We start from the raw sequence: 22,971 nt of genomic DNA on the forward strand, positions 1-22,971 counted from the left end.
CAGGACTGGACGCCCTCTCTAGCGCCCCTCGCGCTCTACTACTCCGGCAGGAAGAATCCGCCGGCTGCCTTTACAGCGTTCATTCAGGCGGCCCGGGATTTTGCGAATGGGTAACGCTCTGGTGCACAAATCAATGCTTAAGGGAGATCGTTCCAGCACAACTCGACCCCAGAAGGGATTCGAATGCTAGACCTCAATCGCGCGGCAGCAACGCGCCCCCAAGTCAGTCGTTTAGCCCGCCGGGGACCCTTCCCAAAAGCAGACATAATCAAGGCAAATCCTTGAAGCCCCGATGCAGGTTTCCCGCCTTGATCCTGGCCACCGTCTTATTCACCGCCGTCATGGTTTTATAGTTGGGCCGCCGGTGGCACAGGGACGATGCACCACCGGCACAGCGCCAGCCGTTACAGGCGCCGCTTCGGCTGTTGAACAGCCGCCGGTTCAGAACGCCTTCTGGTGAAGGGTGTTCCGCCCATATCTCAAGCAATATTTTCTGTCGCAACAAGTGAAAGATTTGTCCGTTCTTGCTGATCGCGTCGACTTGGCCGACAGGTGGAGAATGAAGGAGAATGCCATGGCTAAGCACCGAGACAAGCTGATCGGGACCGAGGACGGTGACACCCTGACCGGGGATAGGCACGACAACGTCATTCGTGGGCTGGGCGGTGACGACATACTATCAGGGTTAGGCGGCAACGACACCATCGTCGGCGGCGCCGGCAACGACGATATCCGTGGCGGGGCGGGCGATGATCGACTCACTGATGGCATCGGTGATGATATGCTGTTCGGTGGCTCAGGCGACGACGTATTCGACATAATTGGTGGCCATGACGCGGTGGATGGTGGCGATGGCGAAGATATTGTCATAGTCGACGGGAACTTCGCGGACTGGCAGATCGAGCGTGAGGGCATGACTAACGACCTCACGATGACGCGCGGCGACCAAATCGTAACGACCACACAGGTCGAACTCATCCAGTTCGACGACGGGGTGAAGCAAGTTCAAGACCCCGGTCCCCTTTAAATAGCCAGACGCCGCCGGCTCGCTCCGCCTCCATGTGATGAGAGCCTTTGTCACTGGACGGCCTTTATCGCCCGTCACAACTGTGGAACGCTCTGGCGTACTGAAAGGGGCACCCTGCAGCGCCCCCGAGCATCAGTTCTTTTTTATTGAAATTCCGTCTTCGTCGGCCTTCAGCTCTACACCTGGCTTCGTTTCCTCTCGATAGAGGTACAGCCCGCCGCCGACTACAGCGATGAGAAGAATGGCAATGATTGCGTAGAGTGGTCCCTTGGTCATGAAGTGCTCCTGTTGGCCAGCCGTGAACGCAAGCGCGCACAGCAAGTTCCAGCGGCGTAACGCCCCAGGTTCATTCGGACATTCCACGCTCAGCTTTGATCTTCGAAACCGTGGCCTTTATCGCCTCCATGGCGTCATGATTGGCCTTCCGGAAAGCCGGGCTGTCTGTGACAGAGATCCGGTTTTTGCCGGCGCTCACGGCGGCCGCGCGCGGATCCTCCGGCGATCTGATATGGATCTTTGCGGCCAGGGCGGCACCGATGAAGGCTTCGCGTGCCAGCTCGGGTGACGTGTCGCCTCAAGGGCACGAAGGCAGGCCTGCTGCGCTTCCAGATAGGCCTTGTCCTTGCCGGCCGGCCAATGGGACAGAAGGCATTGCGCAGCATCCTCCGTCGACTTCACTGTTCGGTAGCTGCCGACCCCATGCAGTTCCAGATCAACACCCTTGCTCCAATTCTGCATGATGCCAACTCCTTACCCAACCAATGCGAGTCAATGGCGAGCGGAGGGAGTCGTTCCACCTCGATAAAGTTCGAACGATTTACTCAACCAGGTGGAAAGGGGGTGGCCCATAGACTAACGCGAACTCTTCGGAAATTCACATGGCAGGGTTGCTTTCTTATCGCCGGGTGAAGCATGGCCGGCCAGCCAAGATGAAGGTTCTGTCCGAGGATCTTCCGCGTGCTTCATGGCTCGATCGCCTGACCTCATCGCAGTTCGTCATGCTGGTATCGGCCGGCGCCCTAGTGGCGGTTATCGTCGGTTCGTCGGCCGCCAATCCTGAGAACACCCGGGCCGTCCAGCAGAAGATGGGTGCTCTGGCGTCGGCCATAGCCGAAAAATGGTCGGAAGCGGCACCTCAGGCCAAGACGAATTCGGTCGCGAAGAAACCACAGTCGGTCACCAGGCCGAAGGTGATCGAGGCTGCTCGATCGAAATCCAGCGGATGCCATCCGAGCTACAGCCCGTGCGTCCCTATAACCTCCGATGTCGATTGTGACGGTGGTTCCGGGAACGGCCCTGCCTTCACCGGCCGGGTGCAGGTGATCGGGTCGGATGTGTACGGACTTGATCGAGACGACGATGGGATAGGGTGCGAGTGAGGGGCCCCCCGGAGGCGGCCCGGTCCTGCCTACATGCTGCCAATGTTCCGATCGGGTGTCAGCGCGGCGAAGTTCGGCACGTCCTCGATCGCGGCAAGAACACCGGCCTTCTTCAGGAACCGCTCAAGGTTCTGGCGGAGGGCGGCGATGGGGAAGCGCCCGTTCGCGGCCTCCTGGCACGCCCGCATCAGGGTTTCATGAGGAAGCCCACGTTGGTCGGGAGGCCAGGCTTCCAGCAGGTCAAAAGCATCCTCAAGGCTGGTGACTTCCTCGACATAGTGCTTTCGCTGGACGAACAGGGGGCGGTCGAAAAATGTGATTGCCATCGGTTCCTCCTTTCTCGGCAAGTGGACGAGCGGCCATATAGGCAGCGAGTTGGGCGGTTCAAGGGCGTGCACGCCGTCGAATTGTCAGACTCATCGACCAGCTCAAGCGTCATGAGCAATCGAGCAATGCTTTCTCAGCGTTTGACGCTCACTGTCCGCAGGTCTTCATCAGTTTTTCGAAAGCCTGTTTCGCACCGTTCAGCGTGAAGGTCACGACCGGAACCTTATCGCTGTTGACATCGGAAAGCATAAACCTCTTCTGCTTCAGCAGCACGGTGACCAAGGATTTGTTGACGCTGTCCATCACCAACGCGCCGTCCATCGCCTCATAATGGGCATCGACGGTGAACTTCTCCTTGGCGAGCGAGAGTTCGATTTTCGTCTTGTATTCCTCATTGCCGCCGGGCGGATAGCTTGCGCCCGCAAAGGGAAGATAGCGAATTGACACCGCGTCGTCGGGGCCGCATTGGACGAGGATAAAGTGCTGCTCCGCCGGATCGCTCGAAGCCGTCCGCGCGCAGATTGATGCCATCATGGTGGGGCCGCCTTCGTCCTCCTCCATCGAGGCTTCCCAGCGGTCGCATTGCTGCGCCATGGCGGTACTGCCCAAAAGGCAGAAAAGCAGTGTCGATATCAGTCGCATGAAAGGCTCCGAGGTATCTGGGACACACCTCTAACGTTCCTGGGGTGGAGATTATACGTGGGTCAAGACCTTTTCATGTGCCGTTGCGAAAACGGGAGCGGATGATGCAAGGCTTCCGATCACCGGGAGTCCCTCAGCGCCTCGTCTCTGTCTTCTCCGCTGTCCGTAACCTTTTCGTCCCACCCCGCTCACAACGCGCCGCATTCCAAACCCGCGTTCACCGTATGCAGGCGATCGCACAGTGGAAAGCTGCGGCCGGAGCCAAGGCATAAGATCAATCCCAGGGCAGAAGTCTCCCATGCATCCGAATTCGAGTTAAGGTGACATCGCCGCCGCAGGATGTTTATCGTCGTCAGGTCGGCAACCCGAACTGTTTTCGCAGGCTCTTGTCGAATGCGAATTCGGGGACGAAACGGCGCAGGAGACTGATCCGTCGCGCCATTTTTCCCGCCGCGTAGCGCCTCTTTGGAACGATTGCGCTCGCCGCTTCGACAATCGCCCTGGCGACGACGTCCGGGGCGTCGCCAGTTTCTATCGCTTTTTTGTTGATTGCATTCATGCTGGCGCGCTCGGCGTCATAGACGTCAAGCAATCGGTCCGGTCTAGCAAGGTTTTCTTCAAATGCCGTCCTTGTAAAGGCGGGCTCGACCAACACAACGCGAATGCCAAAGGTGCGAAGCTCGTGGTCAAGCGATTCGGAATAACCTTCAATGGCATGCTTGGTCGCCGCATAAACGGCGGAATAGGGAGCCGGGATCAAGCCCAGCACTGAACTCACATTGATGATCCTGCCTTTTCTCTGCTGACGCATGGCCGGTAGGACCGCCCTGGTCATGCGTAGAACGCCGAAGACATTCACGTCGAACAGCGCCTGCGCCTGGACCGTCGAGGACTCCTCTGCGGCGCCGAGCAGACCCATGCCGGCATTGTTGACAAGGAGATCGATGCGGCCGGCCTCAGCCAGGACGCGCTCGGCCAATTTTGCCACGGACTCATCGTCGGTAACGTCACAGGTCAGCATAGTGATAACGTCTGAACTCTCCGCCACGGCGCGGCGGCTGGTTCCGAACACCCGAAAGCCCGCAATCCGTAAGGCTTTGGCAGTGGCGAGACCGATGCCAGAGGACGCGCCGGTCACCAAGGCGACGCCAGGATTAGTCGTATTCATGAGGATTCCTTCCTTTTTTACTCTTCAGGGGCATGGACCTTCCTTTTGTGCCCGTGCGCCAGTCCGGTCAGTTCCCGTCGTCGAGGAGCTTCGTTCGAGTGTTTTTCAGGGCTGAAAGTCCCCTATGCGACCCATGCCGCAATCCGCTCCGCGATCGCCTCGGGAGCCTCGATGTGCAGGAAGTGACCGACGTCGGGGACGACCTCCATCGCGTGCGGGGCGGCGAACCGATATCGGTCGTCGACCAGCGCGGGGAGGATGCAGCCGTCGTTGGCACCGTGAAGCTGCAACAGGGGCACGGTGATCGGCTGAGACATTCGGCGCGTCGCCCCAAGCATGCCGGGTCTGAGCATCGCCCGGTAGTACTTTAGAGGCGCAGGCATGCTCGTTCGCAGGTGCTCGTGCAGCTCCGCCTGGAGAGCAGGATCGAGCGAGAAGCCGGGCGACCACTGACGCCAGAGGCGGTCGATGAGGGCGAGATCGCCGGCGGTGGCCATCCAGCCGCTTCCCGGCAGTTGAAAGAGCCCCATGTACCAGCTCCGGCGCAGCTGAGCGGGGTGCGTCAGCCGGCGCATGAAGGTGAGTGGGTGAGGGATTGCGAGCGCAACCGCGCGTTCGATCTGCTCCGGCGCGGTGACGCAGGCATCATATGTGATCAGTGCGCCCCAGTCGTGGCCAATCAACTCCACGGGTCGCCCGGGAGACCAGCGGTCGATCAGCGCGAGCACATCGCTGGTGAGGGCAGCGAAGTCGAACGGCCCCGCGGTCGGGGAGGGCGCGTAACCGCGAAGCCAGGGTGCAACGACGTAACGTCCACGGCGGCCGAGCTCGGCAAGGAAGGGCTTCGCGGTCGGCGGATGGTCCGGGAAGCCGTGCAAGACGATCGTCGGTTGGCCATCGGGATCACCACCCTGCAACGCGTGGAAGGTGCCGTGTGGCAGGTCGAAGGTGACGTGTTCGAACTCCATCTGTCACCCTAAACCAGCATCGACTGCTGGGCGAAGATACCCGCCATCGCGCCTTGCCATGTTGCCGTGGTGACCGAGGGGATTCCGGGGTTGGCGAGGTCGCCGGCGGCATAAATGCCGGGTATGCTGGTTTCGCGGCGCTCGTCGGTCTTGATAGCGATGCCGGTTGGCGTATTGACCGTGTCGAAGCCGAGTGTTTCATGCAAGCTTGCGGATGGCTTGTTGCGTGGATGCGCGAACAGGATATCGACTCCGACATCGGGGCCGGTATCGAGCTTCATTGTGGCATTGTGGCTGCCGTGACGGACGATCCCTCTGATCCGGCCGTCAACGACAGGCACCTGGCGGCGCGCCAGGTCAGCCCGGCTATCGGGTGCAATGTCGTGACCATCGGCGAAGACCGTCAACCTGTCGGTCCAATCGTGGAACAGCCTGACTTGATTCATCGACTGCGGGCCGGACCAGACGAGGCCCCAATGCTGGCCGGCGACCTCAAAGCCGTCGCAATAGGGGCAGGGGATGATGGATGTGCCCCAGCCTTCGGCAAAGCCCGGAACGTCAGGCATCTGGTCGACAACGCCATAGCTCAAGATCAGGCGTCGCGCGCCAAGGCTTTCGCCATCGCCAGTGAGGACGGAGAAATCGTCTATGCCGCCGGAGACGCTGTCGGCCCGGGCAATGACCAGCTTGATCGCAGGGTAACGAGCCAGCTGCTGCCGCGCCTCGGTCAGTATGTCCGATGGTGGCTTGTGATCGTGGCCGAGCACTCCGTGCGAGCGGCCTGCGAAGCGGTTGCGTGGCAGGCCGGTATCAAGAACAGTGACTTTGCGGCGGGCACGGCCGAGCTGAAGGGCAGCGGCGAGACCGGCAAAGCTGCCGCCGATGATGATGACGTCATCCATGGTGATGGGCTCCGTATTGCGGATGGAGGGGGTTGGGCTGCGCCTGGCACGCGATATGGTCTAGCAAAGCGCATTCGATATCGCTGGGCGGCCACGGCAAACTCGATTTGGAGGACACGATAAAATCCACTCTTGGCATTTGCGATACTGCGTAGTATCGTAATTCACGAATAACGATACTGTCAAGGACTGTAATTATCGTGCCCGAAAAAACCATCCGCGCCCGGCGCGGCCGGCCCGCCAACGAGGCGCTCGGCCAAACCATAGTCGACGCCGCGGGCGAACTCTTTGCGGAACTGGGCTTTCAATCGACGACATTGGACAAGGTCGCCCAGCGAGCGAAGATATCGAAGCTCAGCATCTACAGGCACTTCGAGAACAAAGAGGCGCTGTTTGGCGCGGCCTTTGCGGCCCGCTGCCAGCAGTCAATACCACAGGCCCTTTTTGAAGGCGCCGACGGCTCGGCCGAAGATCAGCTGATGGCGGTGGGATCGTCGCTGCTTCGCACGCTGTTGCGCCCGGACGTCCGCAACGTCGAAGCCATGGTCATGGCCGACACGCCGAACCAAAAGTCGTTGAGCAAGGTCCATTACGAAGCCGGCGCCGTCCATATCATCGCTCAAATCGAGGCTCTGTTACGTCAGTTGCATGCGAAGGCGGCTTTGAACGTGCCCGACCCTCTCCGGTCCGCCCGCTTGTTTGCTGCACTTTTCAAAGGCTCCGATCTCCTGATTATCGCCCGCTTCGACGAGGCGAGAGCAGAGGACGAGGGCGAGATCGAATCCTATTGCCGGTCGGCCGTCGCCATGTTCATCGCCGCGCACGGTGGCAGCGACCACGCGGGCGGATAGCTTGGTTAAGAACGGATTAGAACAAGGATACGGCATGGCAGAGAAATATGTTTATCAGGTAGCAGATTGGAAAGATCAAAGCGGGCAGCGCTGGGTCACCTACCAGGCCCAGCTCGATTCCATGATGGCGGCGTTCGGCCAGGCGGCGATCGAAGCCGCCGCTCCCGTCATGGGCGAACGGGTGCTGGATGTCGGCTGCGGCGCAGGGGCGACTAGTCTGCATCTGGCCGCTCGCGTCGGCGCGGGGGGCCATGTGTTAGGCGTGGACATATCCGAGCCGCTGATCAACAGAGCGCGCGCTCTAGCGCCGCAGGATACGCCGGTCCTGTTCCAGGTGGCCGACGCCAGCAGCACCGAGTTGCCCGAGGCTGCGTTCGACATCCTGTTCTCGCGCTTCGGAGTGATGTTCTTTGACAATCCGACGGCGGCGTTCGCGCATATGCGGCGAGCGCTCAAGCCCGGCGCGCGGGTCGCTTTCGTCTGCTGGCGAGGCATGGCCGAGAACGATTGGGTGCGCTTGCCGATGGGCGCGATCAAGGGCATCCTCCCACCGATGGTGCCGCCCGGTCCCGAAACGCCCGGCCCGTTCTCGTTTGGCGACCAGGGGCGGGTGGCGCATATTCTAACGGTGGCTGGCTTCACCGATGTCGCAATCGCGCCATTCGACGCCTCCATCCCGTTCGGCAAGGGGGAGACGCGGGACGCGGCGCTCGATGACGCGGTGACGATGACACTCGAGGTTGGCCCGCTGGCGCGCGCTCTCGCTGATCAGCCCGACGATATCCGTGCCCACGCCTCGGCTGCGGTTCGTGCCGTCTTTGCGGGCTGCCCCGGTGAGCGGTCGGTGATGATCAACGGCGCGGCGTGGATCATCACCGCGCGCAATCCGGCAAGATAACAGGGATTAAAAGGAAAGACGCCTCGTTTCGCTTTGGCGAACAACGCGTGGCGCGCGTCTCTCGAACGCTATTGGCACTAGGACGATAAATATGGCTTGTGGATCTGGCATGAAGGCGGCCATGCTTGGGCACGGCCGATATCGTTGCGGCGGCGATGTCACCCTAACCCGAATTCGGATGCATGGGAGACTTCTGCCCTGGGGATTGATCTTATGCCTTGGCTCCGGCCGCAGCTTTCCACTGTGCGATCGCCTGCATACGGTGAACGCGGGTTTGGAATGCGAAGCGTTGTGAGCGGGGTGGGACGAAAAGGTTACGGACACCGGAGAAGACAGAGACGAGGCGCTGAAGGACTCCCGGTGATCGGGAGCCTTGCATCATGCGCTCCCGTTTTCGCAACGGCACACGAGAATTCTCGGCTCGGTTGTTCGACCCTTGTGAGATCGGTGTTCGACATGCGGCATGACCTGTCGCCGGGCTGCTCCATAGGAGCGCAACTTGTCAGTGATCATTCGCTTCGGTGCGATACCCTGCTTCTTCAGAAGACGGGTCAGCAATCGTCTGGCAGCCTTGGTGTTGCGGCGGTTCTGGACGATTTCGTCAAGCACATACCCGTCCTGATTGAAGGCCCGCCATAGCCAGCGTTTTCTGCCGGCAATGGTGATGACGACTTCGTCCAAATGCCACACATCGTTCCCGCTGGGCTTCTTGCGGCGAAGGCGACGCGCATAGTCCGGGCAGAACTTCTTTCCCCAACTGCGGATCGTTTCATAGGAGACGGCAATACCGCGCGCCAGCAGCAATTCCTCGACAAGGCGCAGGCTCAAAGGAAACCGAAAGTAGAGACAGACCGCGTGGGCGATGATCAGGGGTGGGAAGCGGTGGCGCTTGTAGCTGACTGGCAAAGTGTTCATGAACGTGCCTCTATCGCAGCCGCTCCCCACAAGACGCTATCGTGACAACGCCCGCAGAGCTCATCGTTCGGTGCTGCGCGAAGTCCGCGCCACCGAACGGCCGACATCCTCTCCCGTCCATCGTGCGATTACAAAAGTTGCCGCTGCGTTTGGCGCAAAGCCATCCAAGCCCGACAATTGGGAAGAGTTTTGATCGCTCACCCGTACCGGAAGAGCCACAATCGACCTTGTTGCAAATGACAAATGTCGTACCCTAAAGTGGCTTTCCCCGGCGCGATTTCTTTGTTCGCGCCCTTTGATCCCGCCGGTTGAGTTCCTCCCGGCGGGTTTTTTCGTTTGAGAATTTTGCAATGTGATCGCGACAAAAACCGTTGGGGGAGCGATTTAGAGCAGCGAGATATTATTCAAATGTCTGCTTTCGCTTCGGACCTCTCATCAACGGCAGTATTGCTTCAGCCCAAGCTAGCCATTCCTCTTTTACTGCTGTGATTAGGCCAGCTGAATGAGATGCGGAGCTCAAAAAACGGAGTAGTTGGTTCGAATCCTATTAAGAGCCTTACATGCACGTCCCGGTCGGACGACAGATCGCTACAGAAGAGTTCAACGATGGAAGACGGTCGCTGGACCGCCCGGATTGTCCTTCTGAAAGCTGACGGTCGGCTACGATAGTGACAACGCACAGTGACCGGATCAAGCGCCTTCGGTTTTCCCGCGATAGTCGGCTGCTTCCCTTCCGATCACAATCGCTGCAAGGCTTGAGGTGAGGTTAGCGAGGATATCATCGACGACATTTGAGACGGTATTCGCGGTGTCGATATTGATGCCGGCAGGAAGATATTCCCGCGTACGATGGTAGCGGAGTACCAGCGCCCGCTCGGCCGGTTCGAAGCCAGGCTCATTCGGCCGTCCATCCAATCTTTGGTTCAACGTCTCGACGTCGATGTCGAGCACGAAAACCTTGTCGAATAGGTCCAGGAATTTGTGGAAATTGCGCGAGCCGCCACAGAAGAAGGTGAAAGGATGGGTGGTGTTGACAGCAATAGCCCTGACTTTGTCGACGGGCCAGATCCAGTGCGCGTACCCCCAAACGATACGGTCCGCGCCTTCGGGTGGCCCTTCGAGTGCCTGGCCGGTCTCGGGGTCGCCGACATAGGCCAAAACGCGGTCACCATGGACGACATGGTAGCCGCGCTGTTCCAGTTCGGTAGCGACAGATGTTTTTCCGGTGCCGGAACCGCCTTCGATCAGATAGTTCTTGATTCCCATTGGCGCCCTTCATTACGGCCTTCAATCCGCAGAGAAGCCGCCGTGAGAATTTCGCTCACGGCAACAGATTACGTGCCATTCGCGCCGACGTTAGAGGCGGCCGTCTGAAAACCGAACGCACATCCAATCCGCGATGGTCGCGGCCAGCGCCGGATCACCCCGTTCATTCTGCAGCAGCAGCGCTTCCGCGCGATGGATCATATCCCAAAGCGGATCCCGCCCGCCGCGGGCCAGGGCAGCGCGTTTCGCAAGTGGCAACAAGCGCTCAATTGTCTCAAATGGATCTTCTGGTTGTTTCATCAGAAAGTCCGAATTTTTGCGTTCGAACGCGATCGCCTTGGATCGCGACTCCTGGGAGAAGCATCATGAGGATATTTCACTCCCAAACGAGGGAGCTTCGACATCGGAGTAGCGGCGATGTTCAAGCCGAAGTTGCAGTTGCCCGCCGCTAATCTAAGATGGCGACGGATACGAAGCGCCTGTCGTTTATCCAGCAATGTTGTCGCAGTTAAGACATGCCCGATGAAAATCTTCTTCGATGTTGACGGTGTCCTGATCGATGGATGGCACGCCGATCCGTCTCTCCGAAAGCCCTGGGACGCCTCGATTGATGTGGACCTTGGCGTAAATCGTGAGGCATTCGAACGTCTGTTCTTCGGTGCGCCCGGCGCCCGATCGTCATCACCGATGTTCGAATGTGTGACCGGCCGCCGGGATCTGAAGGCAGCGCTCGCCGATATCCTCCCGCAAGTCGGCTATGAAGGCACCGTCGATGACTTCGTGCGATACTGGTTTGATAAGGATTCCAACGTCAACGGGGCTGTCCTTGAGCTGATCCGGCAGCTCCGGAATCAAGAGAATGTCCAAACCTTCATCGCGACCAGCCAAGAGCATCATCGAGCGGCCTATTTGTGGAATAGCCTGGCCTTCTCCAAATACTTCGACAGGATGTTTTATAGCGCCGAGATCGGCCTGGCGAAGAAGGAGATCGGCTTCTTCGAGGCCATCAACCGATCCCTCGGCATCAGGTCCGGCGAGCGTCCTCTTTTCTTCGATGATTAGCCGGAAATCGTCGACCTTGTCAAACAGGCAGGCTGGGAGGGAGTGCTTTTCAGATCGGTGGAGGACATCGAAGATCACCCGCGCCTGCGTGGGTTGCTGTCGGCTAGGGATTCGAGGTGCGAGTGACGAACAGAGGTGAGCGTCGATGCTCGGCGGGATTTAGATGACACGCGGGCCTCACCATCAAAGTTTCGCGATAGTCGACTTGATGAAAGGCGCTTTGCCCTTGAGGTAATCGCCGATCCCGCGCGTGCTGTCCTGCTCCAGCCTCAGTTTCAGTGCCTCGCAGGCCAGACACGCTTCTCGGTCGAAGGCGCTGCTAAACCTCACTCCCGCCGATCAAGCGACCAAATTCTTCAGCTCAATCGTGTCGTCGTCCCCTTCACTCGAGAACCAAAGATCTCCGTAGATGGCGACTGCTGTTTCGTCGGGTGCACGGTCGCGGGTCAACCATGCCGAACGGACGGCCCAGGCTTCGGCAGCACTCGGAATTTTGGTGCATTGCGCCGCGTCTGACGCCCCGATGCAGGGAATGAACCAAGCCCGGATCAGCGGCTGTGCCGCATAGCCAGCTTCCGTGCGGGTGATCAACATGGCAAGGCCGGTCTTGCGGTTGGCCTGCCACGGAAACACTATTCGGCCTCCAGGCTGCAATGCCTCGAGCCATTGGATAGGGAGGGCAACCACGCCGGCGTTCACATAGATCAGGTCCGCCTTCGGTAGTGCCTGGGTCGTTGCATCGGCGTGGATCACTGAAATGTTTTCAAAGGGCTCAAGATTGTTGCGGGCGCGGTCGGCAAGGCGTTCCTCGATCTCGAAAGCATGAACCTGGCCGTTCGGTAGCGCCAGTACGGACAGGATGGCTGTGTAATAGCCCGTTCCCGCACCGATATGAATGACGGTCTCGCCGAATCTAGGGGCTGCAGCTCCGATCAGGGCCGCGTGAAGGAAGGGCTCACCATTGTTGATGCCTTTCGTGGCGTCGAGAGCAACAAGCACGTTCTGATATAGATAGGATGGGTCGGCGCTCGGAGTTTCGACGTAGCGCCGATTGACCCTGATCTGCCACGGTCCCGGACCCATGAAAGCCTCGCGTGGCACGAGTTCGAAAACCCGTTCAAGCCTCTCATCGGACGAATTGCTCGCAACCGCCATCATCTTCGCGTGGAATGCCCGTATCTCATCCAGGGTGGCGCGCCGAACTGTGGTCATGACCTTTGCTCCCTGACGTCAGCCGTCATCGTTCGCGGATTGATGTAGTGCGCGCACCGGACTTTGCACGAATTTCCTCGCAAGAATTCGTGGCCATCACGCCTGAGCAAGGAGCCGACAATCTTCATATCGACTTTCGCAATTGAACGGCCATTCCATTGCTTTCGAGATCGAAGACCGATCTCGAATAGCCATGCTTCTCATAGAAGACCACGGCGTCTGGTGCAGCATGCACGCGCAGTTCTTTGACACCAAGAAGGCGCGCAAGCTCTTCTGTCTCCCGCAGAAGGACGCTTCCGTGTCCGCGTCTCTGGTGATCTTCACGGATGGCGACCAAACGGACAATGGCGGTGCTGTCCGGTCGCGTGTCGAGGCGGACCGTGCCAACAGGAATATTCTCGAATTTCAGCAGCAGGGACAGGTTTTCCGGTTTGCGCTCATCGGGTCCATTTGGGTCATAATTTGAAAGGCCTCGCGCCTCGAACAGCACCCGTCGCCGGATCGTGTGATAGCTGTCCCAATCGGCAGGCGTTTCGAGCCTGATCAGTTCATATTTGGACATGGAATTGATCATTTCTTGGGTTTCAGGCTTGTCGCTCAAGCCGTCTTCCTGCTGAAAAACAGTCCGGTCTGCTTTTCGTCCTCGAGCACACCTCGTCCCTCCTCGAACGCGTGTTCAATCGCGTTGCGGAACTCGGCGAGTTGCGATGGACTGGCGCTGTCGCCCGGTGGATAGGACGTCAGCGCCAGGAAGACGTCTTCCGGCTCAGTGATTCGCAGGCGCGCCGGGTGCTGCGATAAGGTGACGTTGCCGAATTGCGATCGCATCAGATGCTCCACAGTGTCGAAGCCGAAAGCTGCTGCGGACGGATCCATGGGCTCGCTGCCGAAGTTGGTGGTGAGCGCGTACAGTTTGCGCAAATTGCCTGCGCCGTTGGTGGTGACCGCCAAGGTGCCGCCAGGCTTCAGCACACGAAACATTTCCGCTATGGCCCCCGCCCGGTCCTGCAGATGGTAGAGCATGTGCATCGCGACAACAATGTCGAACGAGCCATCCTCGAAGGGAAGCGCGCCCGCATCTGCCTGTTGGCCTCGAACTTTCGCGAATGGAAGGTTTTGGCAGCGCGCAATCGCCTCCTGGAGTATGCCGGGCGATAGATCGCTGAGTGTGAGGTCAAGTTCTTCCGGTATTGCGTCCATGGTAGCCGCCCAGAACCATCCGGGTCCACAGCCAATATCAAGGACACGACTACCTGTCTGGAGCGGCAATTGTTTTGCGACCCATGGAAACCAGCCGATATCAGCAATCGTGTATTCGCTGTTGAGGCGAGCCCGCGCGGCCAGCTTGCGACTGTCGCCATACTGCCTGGCATTGTCGGATGTCATGGTCGACATGTCACTTGCTCCTCGTGCTTGTCGTGTCAGCCTAGATGAGCAGCTATCCTAGCGTGCATAACTATGGTGGCAAAGCTCCAGTCGCGCGTCTAGATTCGGGATCGAAAATGGCTATCGATTGGGTGTCTCTTGACGTCGGTGAGACACTCGTCGACGAGACGCGTCAATGGTTCTCCTCGGCCGATTGGCTGGGCGTCTCACGCCTCATCATTGCAGCAGCACGTGGTATCACCTGTCAGAAGAGCGTTCGCTGTGCTCGCGTGGCAACTGTTTGCTCGCGTCTTTCGCTGCGCTGTGTCAACTCGGTCTGCGCGCTGAAGCGAATATCCAAATCTCTGTCCTGGGCGAATTGGGCCAGCGATTCCATTGTCAACCGATCCCAGTCCTTGCCCCGGTCCGGTCCCGAAGGAACGCGTGGAAGCAGGCCGGCTCTCGGCCCCAGGTCACAAGCTGCTCGGCGGAAACCTCGTTGAGCAAGTCACGCAGGTGATGGGCGGTGACATATGCGTCCGGCATGGCGCGATGGGCGGGGAGGCCGATGTGGTGGATCAAGCCCTGGCATCCGCTGGTATCGGAGCATCTGGTTGGAAAATCTTTGGAGATGCGGCCAAACACGAAGCGCACATTTCCAGGTGCAAATCCATGGGACACCTCCGCATAGCCGCGGCGTGCAGTAGCGCTGCTCAAATGCTGCGCGATGGGCGGCCAGGGCGAAGACCCCTTGCTCCGGGCGCAATATGGTCGATGCAATGTACTTCCATATTGGTGCCCCCGCGACATCGGAATCAAGGATGTGATGAACTGCCATCGTCTCGGGAGAAATCGGACGGCCAGGATTGACGAACAGCGCGCCGCGTTCTTCGTTCAGGCTCCAGCGACCGTTGTCGTCCAGCACAACATCCTGCCAGCCAATTTCACAGACATCGTTGGGACCGTTGCCCGCTGTCTCGAGATCGATAATGCGAATGCGGGCGGACAGAGAGTTCCATTGCCCGGATTGGGCTTTCAGAGCGATCAAGTTGTCGCTTTTTGAGAAGCGTACAGCTGACTGGCCCAAAATTATGTCTATTCGCAAGACCATTTTGCTCTTTGAAAGCCTGGGATGCTTGCACCACTTCACCCACTGACGGGTCTTCTCGTCTTCATGATTGCATTCAGGCCGACGCTGCGCCGGAAGGTGACGCCCGCACAGTCTTGATCAGGTCAGGCGGAGCCGTGCGGCCAGGAAGGCAAGGCGTGCCGGGCCCTTGAGGAGTTCCGACGCAGCGACGCGCTCTGGTGTGTAGTGGTTGATGACGTCGAGGCAATTGACGGTGCCGAGCAACTCGCCGCCGACCTCGACGGGGATGTTGACGACTGATTGACAGCCGAGCGAATTGATTAGCTCGTAATCCGGGAACACCTTGGCGATGTCCTCGATCGTGTTGGCGACGAAGCTCTTGCGTTCGTTGTGGACGATCTCGAACCAGCTGTCATAGCGGATCGGCTTGGTACCGAAGGTGGGATAGCTGACCGGATCCGAGGTATAGGCGCGGCTGGCAAGCTCGTGCTGCATGTCGACGGTCATGGTTGTAAAGAGTTTTGCGCCGATGACCTTGCGGGCCAATGTCTCCAGCGCGATCCAGGGCGCATCGGGGCCGGCATCATTTGCGATGGTGCGATCGAACGCGGCGAGGTCCGCAGCGAAATCATGGCCTTTCATGGGGTATTCCTTCATGCTTGCCGTCAGACGACGGCGGTATGGATCAATTCGCGGGAATAGGGGTCGTGAAGGTCGCCCTTCTTCAACTGGGCGACGTCGGCGACCTCGACGATGCGACCATGTCGCATCACCGCCAGTCGGTCGCAGAGGAAGGACACGACCGGCAGATTGTGGGTGACCATGAGATAGGTGAGGTTCCGCTCGCGGCGCAGGCGCTTGAGCAGGTTGAGGATTTCAGCCTGGACCGAAACGTCGAGCGCGGAGGTCGGCTCGTCTAGCAGGAGCATTCTTGGCTCAAGTATCAGTGCACGGGCGATCGCCACGCGTTGGCGCTGGCCGCCAGACATCTGATGCGGAAAACGGAAGCGAAAACGGCGGTCGAGGCCGACTGAAGCAAGGACCGCGTCGACACGCTCGTTCTGCTCGCCGATGCCGTGTATCGAGAGCGATTCCGACAGGATTGCATCGACCGTCTTGCGCGGATGGAGTGAGCCATAGGGATCCTGGAACACCATCTGGCAGGTGCGCGAGAAGGCGCGATCGATGCCGTGGCTGCGCGGTTGTCCGAATATCGAGATCGTGCCCTTCCATTCCGGCGCGAGCCCGACGATAGCCTTGAGCACCGTGGATTTGCCCGAGCCGCTCTCGCCGACAAGGGCGTAGCTCTCGCCTTCATTTACATTGAGGTTGACGCCATGGGTGATCTGCGTGCGGCCATAAAAGACGTCGAGACTCTTGATATCGAGTAGGTTCATGTGCCGGCCCAGGCGCTACGGTCGAGGACTGGAAGTTCCTCGCGTGTTTCATCGAGGCGCGGCAGGGCGGAGATCAGCGCTCGCGTATAGGGATGGGTCGCATTCATCAGCTCGCCTGCATTGCATTCCTCGACGATTCGGCCGGTGTTCATCACGAGGATGCGGTCGCAATAGCTCGACACGAGATTGAGGTCGTGGCTGATGAAGATCAGCCCCATGCCCTTGTGCTTCACCAGCTCGTCGATGATGTCGAGAACTTGCGCCTGGACCGAGACGTCGAGCGCCGAGGTCGGCTCGTCAGCGATCAGGATATCGGGTTCGGGGATCAGCATCATCGCAATCATCACCCGCTGGCCCATGCCGCCCGAGAGCTCGTGCGGATAGAGTTTTGTCACACGCTCGGGGTCAGAGATGCGGACGGATTCGAGCATCGAGATGACACGGGCATGCAGGTCGCGGGCCGCGAGCTTCTGATGCGTCCGCAGCGCCTCTGATATCTGCTCTTTCACGGTCATCACGGGATTGAGCGAGAATTTCGGGTCCTGCATGACCATGGAAATGCGGGCGCCGCGGATGGCGCGCATCTGCCTCTCGGATTGCTTCAGAAGATCAATACCATCGAATTCCAGCTTCTTGGCGGTCACCTTGCCGGGCGGGCGGATGAGTTTCAGGATCGAGCGGCCAGTCATCGACTTGCCCGAACCGCTTTCGCCGACAATGCCGAGTCGCTCGCGGCCGAGCGTGAAGGAGACATCGCGCACGACGTCGACCGGCCCGCGCGGTGTCGGGAAGGTTACATGCAGGCCTTCGACTGTGAGAAGAGGGTCGCTCAATGGCTATCTCCGCTCTTGGGGTCGAGCACGTCGCGCAGGCCATCGCCAAGGAAGCAGAAGCCGAGGCTGACCACTATGATGGCGAAACCCGGCATGGTGGCGACCCACCACTGCTCGAGGATGAAGGAACGACCGCGCGCGATCATCGCACCCCATTCCGGCAGCGGCGGCTGGGCGCCCAATCCGATGAAGCCGAGGCCGGCGGCGGTGAGGATGATGCCGGCCATGTCGAGCGTGACGCGGACGATCATCGATGACGTGCAGAGCGGCAGTACATGGCCGAGGATGACCCGCAGAGCTGAAGCACCCTGAAGCCGGATGGCCTGGATGAATTCGGAATTGCGGAAGGTCATGGTCTCGGCGCGGGCAATGCGCGCATAGCCGGGCCAGGAGGTGATGGCGATGGCAATGATCGCATTCTCAATGCCCGGGCCGAGGGCCGCGACCAGCGCGAGGGCCAAGATCAGCTTCGGCATCGAGAGGAAGATGTCGGTGATGCCCATAAGGATGCGGTCGGTCCATCCGCCAAAGAAGCCGGAGACTGCGCCGATGATAAGGCCGGCGGGCGCGGCGAGCACCGCGACGATGACGACGATGGCGAGTGTGATCCGTGCGCCATAGACGACGCGCGACCAGATGTCCCGACCGAGCTCGTCCGTGCCCATCCAGTATTCCGCGGACGGCGGCTTCAGTCGGGCGGTGAGATCCTGCACCAGTGGATCATGCGTCGCGATCCAGGGCGCGAAGATCGCGGTCAGGATCAGCACCAAAATGATGACGAAGCCGATCATGGCAAGCGAATTGCGCGAGAGAGCGCCAGCCATGTGATAGAGGCGGATCATCCGCGCCTGCATGCGCGACTGAGGGCTGTCGGTGGTGAGCCAGATATTGATGTCTGCGAAGGCCATATGTTCTACTGCGCCTGCTCTATCGAGCCCGGGGATCGAGGATGCGATAGAGCGCATCGGAAAGCTTGTTGATGCCAATGAAGACGGCGCCGATGACCAGTGTCGCCCCTAGGACCGCCGACATGTCAGCATTGAGCAGCGCCACGGTGAGATAGTTGCCGATGCCGGGCCAGGAGAAGATGGTCTCGACCATGACCGAGCCTTCGAGCAGGCCGGCATAGGACAGGCCGCAGACGGTGATCAGCGGTACGAGGATCGGCCGGAAGGCGTGGCGCCAGATCACCAGTCGCTCCGGCACGCCCTTGACCCGAGCGGTCGTGACATATTCCTGCGCCAACTGGTCGAGCATGAAGGAGCGCGTCATGCGGGCGATATAGGCGAGGCTGAAGAAGCCGAGCACGCCTGATGGCAAGATGAGATGGCCGAGTGCATTCCAGAAGATTTCCGTTTCGCCCGCGATCAGGCTGTCGACCAGCATTAGGCCGGTGACCGGCGTGACGAGGCCGTCATAGAAGATATCGACCCGCCCCGGGCCGCCGACCCATTTGAGCCGGGCGTAGAAGACGGCGAGCCCCACGAGGCCGAGCCAGAAGGCCGGCACAGCATAACCGAACAGGCCGATCACTCGGATCAGCTGGTCGCGCATAGTACCGCGATGGCTGGCCGCATAGACGCCCATGGGAATGCCGAGCACCATGCCGATAATGATGCCGATCGTCGCCATTTCCAGCGTCGCCGGAAAAACGCGCTTGAGATCGTCCAGCACCGGCCGGCCTGTCGAGACAGATTGGCCGAACTCGCCCTGCAGGATAGCGGCGACATAGTTCACGAACTGGACATAGAGCGGCTTATCGAGACCCATCTGCAGCCGGGCCGCCTCATAAACCGCCTTCGGCGCGCGGTCGCCGACTACGGCGAGCACCGGGTCGATGGGCACGACACGGCCGATGAAGAAGGTGACGGCGAGTAGGCCCAGGAAGGTCAGAGCCACAGAAATGAAAAAGCCCGCAACGCTGATGATGAAGCCACTGGCGCGGCCGGAAGCCGGCGGCAGCTTCGTCGCCCCCGCAGACGTGTCGATCGTAGTCGGTTCGAATGCCAAGGCTTCGGGTCTCACCCGTTAAGATTGTCGATTGTTTGCCGGAGAGACCGCTGGCTTTGCCAATCTTCCAGCAGATCCATCAAAAAATTTCACTTGCGAACATACAAACATTTTTGCTCCTATCAAACAAATTTTACTGAGCCTTGGACGAAACATGGCCAATCAAGCGGCAGCAGCGACGGATTTTTCGCAGCCCAAAGTGGGCGCGCTGATCCGTGCGCGCCGCCGGCAACTGCATATGACTCTCGAGGAAATCTGCCAGGCCGCAGGCATTTCCAAAGGCTATCTCAGCCAGGTCGAGCGCGATCAGGCGACGCCTTCGCTCGGCACGCTGGCACAGATTGCGCGCAGCCTCGATGTGGGAATGGATTATTTCATCGCCACGCCCAGCGTCGAAAATTCGCTGACCCGGGCTGAGGAAAGGCCGCAATTCTCGGTCGCCGGCTCCTCCATTCTCTACGAGCGAATCGCGACCGATTTCGCCGGCAATATCCTGTCCTCCTTCGTGATGAATGTGCCGGCCGGCTATCGTTCCGAGACGGTGAGCCATGAGGGCGAGGAAATCCTGTTCGTGCTCGAAGGCACGATCAAGCAGAAGCTCGACGATGAAGAGATCGAGATGAAGGCGGGCGACAGCCTGCATTTCAGGGGCAATCGGCCGCATGCCTGGCGCAATGACTCCGGCAAGCCGGCACGGCTGCTCTGGACTGGAACGCTTCCGCTGTTTCGTGGACGCGCGGCTTCGGCCGACAGCACTGCCAAGACCAAAAAGACATCGAAAAAACTCAGCAAAGAGGAGAACGATCAATGAAGATGCTCACCGCCGCGCTCGTCGCGGCATCCATGCTGGTGCCGGTGGCTGCGACAGCCTATGCGGCAACGCCGGCCGACGCGCTCGTCGTCGCTGCCAATATCGACGACATCGTCTCGATCGATCCGGCCGAGGCCTATGAATTCTCGTCCGGCGAATATGTCACGCAGACCTATGATCGCCTTGTCCAGTACGATGCGCCTGATGTGACCAAGCTCGCCCCCGGTCTGGCTTCCGAATGGAAGGTGGATGATGCGGCCAAGACCATCACGTTCACGCTGCGCGATGGTGTGAAGTTCTCTTCCGGCAATCCGGTTCGCGCCGAGGACGTCGTCTATTCCTGGAAGCGCGTCGTCGTGCTCAACAAGTCGCCGGCCTTCATCCTGACCCAGCTCGGCTGGAAGCCAGAGAATTTCGACTCCATGGTCAAGGCCGATGGCAACAAGATCATTGCCAAATATGAAGGCGATTTTTCTTCCGCCTTCGTGCTCAACGTTCTCGCTTCGCGCCCGGCCTCCGTCGTCGATGCCGTCACCGTCCAGGCCAATGAAGCCAATGGCGACATGGGCAATGCCTGGCTGAAGGCCAATTCGGCCGGCACCGGTCCCTTCGTGCTCAAGGCTTTCCGTCCCGGCGAAATCCTCAACATGGCAGCCAATCCGGACTATTTCGGCGGTGCGCCGGCGATGAAGGCCGTCATTATCCGCCACGTCGCGGAATCCGCGACCCAGCAGCTGCTGCTGGAATCGGGTGACGTCGACATGGCGAAGAACCTGACGCCGGACCAGATCGCTGGCATCACCACCAAGGGCGAATTCAAGGTCGAGACCTATCCGCAGGCCGCCGTGCACTTTCTCTCGTTCAACCAGAAAATCGATTCCCTGACCAACCCGGCCGTCTGGGAAGCCGCACGCTACCTCGTCAACTACAAGGGCATGACGGACTCGTTCCTCAAGGGTCAGATGGAAATCCACCAGGCCTTCTGGCCTAAGGGCTTCCCGGGCTCCTATGACGAGACGCCCTATACCTACGATGTCGAAAGGGCCAAGAAGATCCTCGCCGATGGCGGAGTGAAGACACCGATTAAGGTGACGCTTGACGTGATCAATTCGACGCCCTTCACGGACATGGCGCAGTCGCTGCAGGCGGGCTTTGCCGAGGCCGGCATCAACTTCGAGATCATTCCTGGCACCGGCAGCCAGGTGATCACCAAGTATCGTGCGCGTACACATGAAGCCATGCTGCTCTATTGGGGCCCCGACTTCATGGATCCGGATTCGAACGCTGCGGCCTTCGCCTACAATGCCGATAATTCAGATGGCGCCTACCAGTCCACCACCACATGGCGGAACGGCTGGGCCGTGCCTGACGACATGAACAAGGAAACCAAGGCCGCCCGCGCCGAGGCCGACACGGCCAAGCGCAACGAGATGTATGTCGACCTTCAGAAGAAGGTGCAGGCCAAGTCGCCGATCATCATCATGTTCCAGGCTTCCGCGCAGGTCGCCATGGCCAAGAACATAACCGGCTATGTGAATGGCGCCATTTCGGACTTCAACTTCTATCGTCTGGTGAAGAAGTAATCTTCACCAGACGCTGGGGCTGCCGGCGACCCCATCGGGAGCCCAATCTTTCGGCAATGCGGGCTGCAGGACATGCCCTGCGGCTATGCTCCTAGCTGCGATGGCTTTGAGGCGGTCGTCGTGCGTGATGCGTCGAGTTGGGACTGGAAAGCCTCCGCCCGTCGCTGGATCATCGCGTAGGCATTCGCTTGGGGCAGGGGGTTCCGGTCAAAACGCCCGTCCCCCGGCCGATCGTCCGGAACAAGGGGCTGCGCGGCTGGTCTCGCAGGCCTCCGGCATCGAGATAGGCATCCAGATATTCCTCCAGGATGTGATGGCAGGGCATTTGATTCTGTTTGCCGCCCTTTTCGTGCAGCCGCACCCATAGGCGACGGTTCTGCACATAGACATCCCGCAGAGCGTCACTGGCCGATTTTGCAAATTTCAGCGATGGCGCTTGTTTCGAAGCTAGGGAAGCGTCTGGAAGACAGTTTTTAGCTAGGTGAACATGTCGGCATCAGCTGATTTATCCCCGCAGGTCCTCGCTCATTCCGATCATGTCCGCTACATGCTCGCCAAGACCGACCGCGACCAGGGCGCGACCTATGCCGCAATCCTGGTGAGCGAAGCGGGACCGCTGATCACGACCTTCGTCCAGGTGGTCGATACCAAGCCCATGGAAGGCAAAAAGATCGCGGTCAAGTCGTCGGAAGACATGAGCGCGGCGATCAAGGCCAAAGGCAGCGTCGATATCTACGGCATCCTGTTCGATTTCGACAAGGACAACCTGAAGCCCGAATCAAAAGAGACGCTGGATCAGATCGCGCTTCTGATGAAGGGCGACGGAAAGCTGAAGCTCGAGATCGTCGGCCATACCGACAGCCGTGGCAGGAAGAACTACAATCTCGATCTTTCCAAGCGGCGGGCCGCCAATGTGGTCGCGGCACTCGTTTCGGATTACCGGATTGCCGCCGACCGCCTGACGGCGTCCGGCGCCGGGGATACGAAGCCGGTCGATACCAATGACAGCGACGAGGGACGGGCAAGGAACCGCCGCGTCGAACTCGTCGCGAAGTGACGATCAGTTCGTATTGCCATCGTCGTTGGCGAGCAACTTCTTCCAGGAATTTTCCTGCGCCAGTATGGCCTTGAGATTCTGAATAAGCGGGGGTGGCTTGGACAAGTTGTCCAACCGACCCCCAAATTTGCTACGGGTGGGGTTGGTGTTGGGGCGACGCAGTAAGCTTGCACAGTTTTCTTACGGGATTCGATGTCAGGTTTCCGGT

At 59.6% G+C, this 22,971-nt stretch carries 26 protein-coding genes and 3 pseudogenes; 10 read left to right on the forward strand and 19 right to left on the reverse strand.

Features of this window, described 5'->3' with window-relative positions; all coding sequences use genetic code 11:
* Both AC2YI2_RS33945 and AC2YI2_RS33950 read left to right on the forward strand, forming a co-directional pair.
* Positions 1-114, forward strand: a pseudogene (locus AC2YI2_RS33945) (LysR family transcriptional regulator); the annotation flags it as partial.
* Positions 115-574: 460 nt separating this feature from the next.
* Positions 575-1,027, forward strand: a complete 453-nt coding sequence (locus AC2YI2_RS33950) for a calcium-binding protein (RefSeq protein ID WP_487390946.1) — start codon at positions 575-577, stop codon at positions 1,025-1,027.
* Positions 1,028-1,159: 132 nt separating this feature from the next.
* Here the strand turns inward: AC2YI2_RS33950 and AC2YI2_RS33955 are convergent, their stop codons facing one another.
* On the reverse strand, positions 1,160-1,303 hold the full coding sequence (locus tag AC2YI2_RS33955) for a hypothetical protein (protein ID WP_487390947.1): 144 nt from the start codon (positions 1,301-1,303) through the stop codon (positions 1,160-1,162).
* 195 nt (positions 1,304-1,498) lie between these two features.
* Positions 1,499-1,765, reverse strand: a complete 267-nt coding sequence (locus AC2YI2_RS33960; RefSeq protein WP_487390948.1) for a DUF982 domain-containing protein — start codon at positions 1,763-1,765, stop codon at positions 1,499-1,501.
* Between the two features lie 140 nt (positions 1,766-1,905).
* Between AC2YI2_RS33960 and AC2YI2_RS33965 the strand changes: the two genes are divergently transcribed.
* The gene (locus tag AC2YI2_RS33965) at positions 1,906-2,406 is read left to right on the forward strand and encodes a hypothetical protein (protein WP_487390949.1); all 501 of its coding nucleotides are present in this window, start codon (positions 1,906-1,908) and stop codon (positions 2,404-2,406) included.
* A 29-nt stretch (positions 2,407-2,435) separates the two neighbouring features.
* Here the strand turns inward: AC2YI2_RS33965 and AC2YI2_RS33970 are convergent, their stop codons facing one another.
* Both AC2YI2_RS33970 and AC2YI2_RS33975 read right to left on the reverse strand, forming a co-directional pair.
* Positions 2,436-2,732 (reverse strand): DUF982 domain-containing protein, encoded by a 297-nt coding sequence (locus AC2YI2_RS33970; protein WP_487390950.1) that lies wholly within the window; start codon positions 2,730-2,732, stop codon positions 2,436-2,438.
* Between the two features lie 148 nt (positions 2,733-2,880).
* Complete coding sequence (locus AC2YI2_RS33975; RefSeq protein ID WP_487390951.1) at positions 2,881-3,375, reverse strand: hypothetical protein; 495 nt, start codon at positions 3,373-3,375, stop codon at positions 2,881-2,883.
* 74 nt (positions 3,376-3,449) lie between these two features.
* Between AC2YI2_RS33975 and AC2YI2_RS33980 the strand changes: the two are divergent.
* Positions 3,450-3,647, forward strand: a pseudogene (locus AC2YI2_RS33980) (IS6 family transposase); the annotation flags it as partial.
* Between the two features lie 80 nt (positions 3,648-3,727).
* Here AC2YI2_RS33980 and AC2YI2_RS33985 read toward each other — a convergent pair.
* The 3 genes from AC2YI2_RS33985 to AC2YI2_RS33995 form a co-directional block, all read right to left on the reverse strand.
* The gene (locus tag AC2YI2_RS33985) at positions 3,728-4,543 is read right to left on the reverse strand and encodes an oxidoreductase (protein ID WP_487390952.1); all 816 of its coding nucleotides are present in this window, start codon (positions 4,541-4,543) and stop codon (positions 3,728-3,730) included.
* 122 nt (positions 4,544-4,665) lie between these two features.
* Positions 4,666-5,511: an alpha/beta fold hydrolase gene (locus AC2YI2_RS33990; protein WP_487390953.1), complete on the reverse strand. Its 846-nt coding sequence runs from the start codon at positions 5,509-5,511 to the stop codon at positions 4,666-4,668.
* Between the two features lie 8 nt (positions 5,512-5,519).
* A complete protein-coding gene (locus AC2YI2_RS33995; RefSeq protein ID WP_487390954.1) occupies positions 5,520-6,413 on the reverse strand; it encodes an NAD(P)/FAD-dependent oxidoreductase in 894 nt (297 codons plus the stop codon).
* 200 nt (positions 6,414-6,613) lie between these two features.
* Here AC2YI2_RS33995 and AC2YI2_RS34000 point away from each other — a divergent pair, with 200 nt between their 5' ends.
* Entirely contained in the window at positions 6,614-7,264 is a 651-nt protein-coding gene (locus AC2YI2_RS34000; protein ID WP_487390955.1) for a TetR/AcrR family transcriptional regulator C-terminal domain-containing protein, read from the forward strand.
* 34 nt (positions 7,265-7,298) lie between these two features.
* The gene (locus AC2YI2_RS34005; RefSeq protein WP_487390956.1) at positions 7,299-8,162 is read left to right on the forward strand and encodes a class I SAM-dependent methyltransferase; all 864 of its coding nucleotides are present in this window, start codon (positions 7,299-7,301) and stop codon (positions 8,160-8,162) included.
* Positions 8,163-8,373: 211 nt separating this feature from the next.
* Here the strand turns inward: AC2YI2_RS34005 and AC2YI2_RS34010 are convergent.
* The 3 genes and pseudogenes from AC2YI2_RS34010 to AC2YI2_RS34020 all read right to left on the reverse strand — a co-directional run bounded on the left by AC2YI2_RS34010 (position 8,374) and on the right by AC2YI2_RS34020 (position 10,643).
* Positions 8,374-9,077 (reverse strand): annotated as a pseudogene (locus AC2YI2_RS34010) (IS6 family transposase).
* Between the two features lie 690 nt (positions 9,078-9,767).
* Positions 9,768-10,343: a nucleoside kinase gene (locus tag AC2YI2_RS34015; protein ID WP_487390957.1), complete on the reverse strand. Its 576-nt coding sequence runs from the start codon at positions 10,341-10,343 to the stop codon at positions 9,768-9,770.
* A 90-nt stretch (positions 10,344-10,433) separates the two neighbouring features.
* On the reverse strand, positions 10,434-10,643 hold the full coding sequence (locus AC2YI2_RS34020) for a hypothetical protein (protein WP_487390958.1): 210 nt from the start codon (positions 10,641-10,643) through the stop codon (positions 10,434-10,436).
* A 222-nt stretch (positions 10,644-10,865) separates the two neighbouring features.
* On the opposite strand from AC2YI2_RS34020, the gene AC2YI2_RS34025 reads away from it, so the two are divergent.
* The gene (locus AC2YI2_RS34025) at positions 10,866-11,405 is read left to right on the forward strand and encodes an HAD family hydrolase (RefSeq protein ID WP_487390959.1); all 540 of its coding nucleotides are present in this window, start codon (positions 10,866-10,868) and stop codon (positions 11,403-11,405) included.
* A 339-nt stretch (positions 11,406-11,744) separates the two neighbouring features.
* On the opposite strand, the gene AC2YI2_RS34030 is transcribed toward AC2YI2_RS34025, so the two are convergent.
* From AC2YI2_RS34030 to AC2YI2_RS34070, 9 genes are all read right to left on the reverse strand, one after another.
* Positions 11,745-12,617: a protein-L-isoaspartate O-methyltransferase family protein gene (locus AC2YI2_RS34030; RefSeq protein ID WP_487390960.1), complete on the reverse strand. Its 873-nt coding sequence runs from the start codon at positions 12,615-12,617 to the stop codon at positions 11,745-11,747.
* Positions 12,618-12,741: 124 nt separating this feature from the next.
* On the reverse strand, positions 12,742-13,218 hold the full coding sequence (locus AC2YI2_RS34035) for a GNAT family N-acetyltransferase (protein ID WP_487390961.1): 477 nt from the start codon (positions 13,216-13,218) through the stop codon (positions 12,742-12,744).
* Positions 13,215-14,012: a class I SAM-dependent methyltransferase gene (locus AC2YI2_RS34040; RefSeq protein ID WP_487390962.1), complete on the reverse strand. Its 798-nt coding sequence runs from the start codon at positions 14,010-14,012 to the stop codon at positions 13,215-13,217. The genes AC2YI2_RS34035 and AC2YI2_RS34040 overlap by 4 nt, the downstream gene beginning before the upstream one ends.
* Before the next feature lie 478 nt (positions 14,013-14,490).
* Positions 14,491-15,030: a 3'-5' exonuclease gene (locus AC2YI2_RS34045; protein WP_487390963.1), complete on the reverse strand. Its 540-nt coding sequence runs from the start codon at positions 15,028-15,030 to the stop codon at positions 14,491-14,493.
* 180 nt (positions 15,031-15,210) lie between these two features.
* Complete coding sequence (locus tag AC2YI2_RS34050) at positions 15,211-15,714, reverse strand: GAF domain-containing protein (protein ID WP_487390964.1); 504 nt, start codon at positions 15,712-15,714, stop codon at positions 15,211-15,213.
* 23 nt (positions 15,715-15,737) lie between these two features.
* On the reverse strand, positions 15,738-16,469 hold the full coding sequence (locus AC2YI2_RS34055; RefSeq protein WP_487390965.1) for an ABC transporter ATP-binding protein: 732 nt from the start codon (positions 16,467-16,469) through the stop codon (positions 15,738-15,740).
* Positions 16,466-17,302 (reverse strand): ABC transporter ATP-binding protein, encoded by an 837-nt coding sequence (locus AC2YI2_RS34060; RefSeq protein ID WP_487390966.1) that lies wholly within the window; start codon positions 17,300-17,302, stop codon positions 16,466-16,468. The genes AC2YI2_RS34055 and AC2YI2_RS34060 overlap by 4 nt, the downstream gene beginning before the upstream one ends.
* Positions 17,299-18,210: an ABC transporter permease gene (locus AC2YI2_RS34065; RefSeq protein WP_487390967.1), complete on the reverse strand. Its 912-nt coding sequence runs from the start codon at positions 18,208-18,210 to the stop codon at positions 17,299-17,301. The genes AC2YI2_RS34060 and AC2YI2_RS34065 overlap by 4 nt, the downstream gene beginning before the upstream one ends.
* A 19-nt stretch (positions 18,211-18,229) precedes the next feature.
* Positions 18,230-19,312, reverse strand: coding sequence for an ABC transporter permease (locus AC2YI2_RS34070; RefSeq protein ID WP_487390968.1), 1,083 nt, complete (start codon positions 19,310-19,312; stop codon positions 18,230-18,232).
* A gap of 154 nt (positions 19,313-19,466) precedes the next feature.
* Between AC2YI2_RS34070 and AC2YI2_RS34075 the strand changes: the two genes are divergently transcribed.
* The 3 genes from AC2YI2_RS34075 (at position 19,467) to AC2YI2_RS34085 (ending at position 22,763) form a co-directional block, all read left to right on the forward strand.
* Positions 19,467-20,123, forward strand: coding sequence for a helix-turn-helix domain-containing protein (locus AC2YI2_RS34075; RefSeq protein ID WP_487390969.1), 657 nt, complete (start codon positions 19,467-19,469; stop codon positions 20,121-20,123).
* On the forward strand, positions 20,120-21,706 hold the full coding sequence (locus AC2YI2_RS34080; protein WP_487390970.1) for an ABC transporter substrate-binding protein: 1,587 nt from the start codon (positions 20,120-20,122) through the stop codon (positions 21,704-21,706). The genes AC2YI2_RS34075 and AC2YI2_RS34080 overlap by 4 nt, the downstream gene beginning before the upstream one ends.
* Before the next feature lie 487 nt (positions 21,707-22,193).
* Positions 22,194-22,763 (forward strand): OmpA family protein, encoded by a 570-nt coding sequence (locus AC2YI2_RS34085; RefSeq protein ID WP_487390971.1) that lies wholly within the window; start codon positions 22,194-22,196, stop codon positions 22,761-22,763.
* Positions 22,764-22,971: the final 208 nt, after the last annotated feature.

The sequence above is a fragment of the Rhizobium sp. SRI_017 genome, assembly GCF_057586295.1.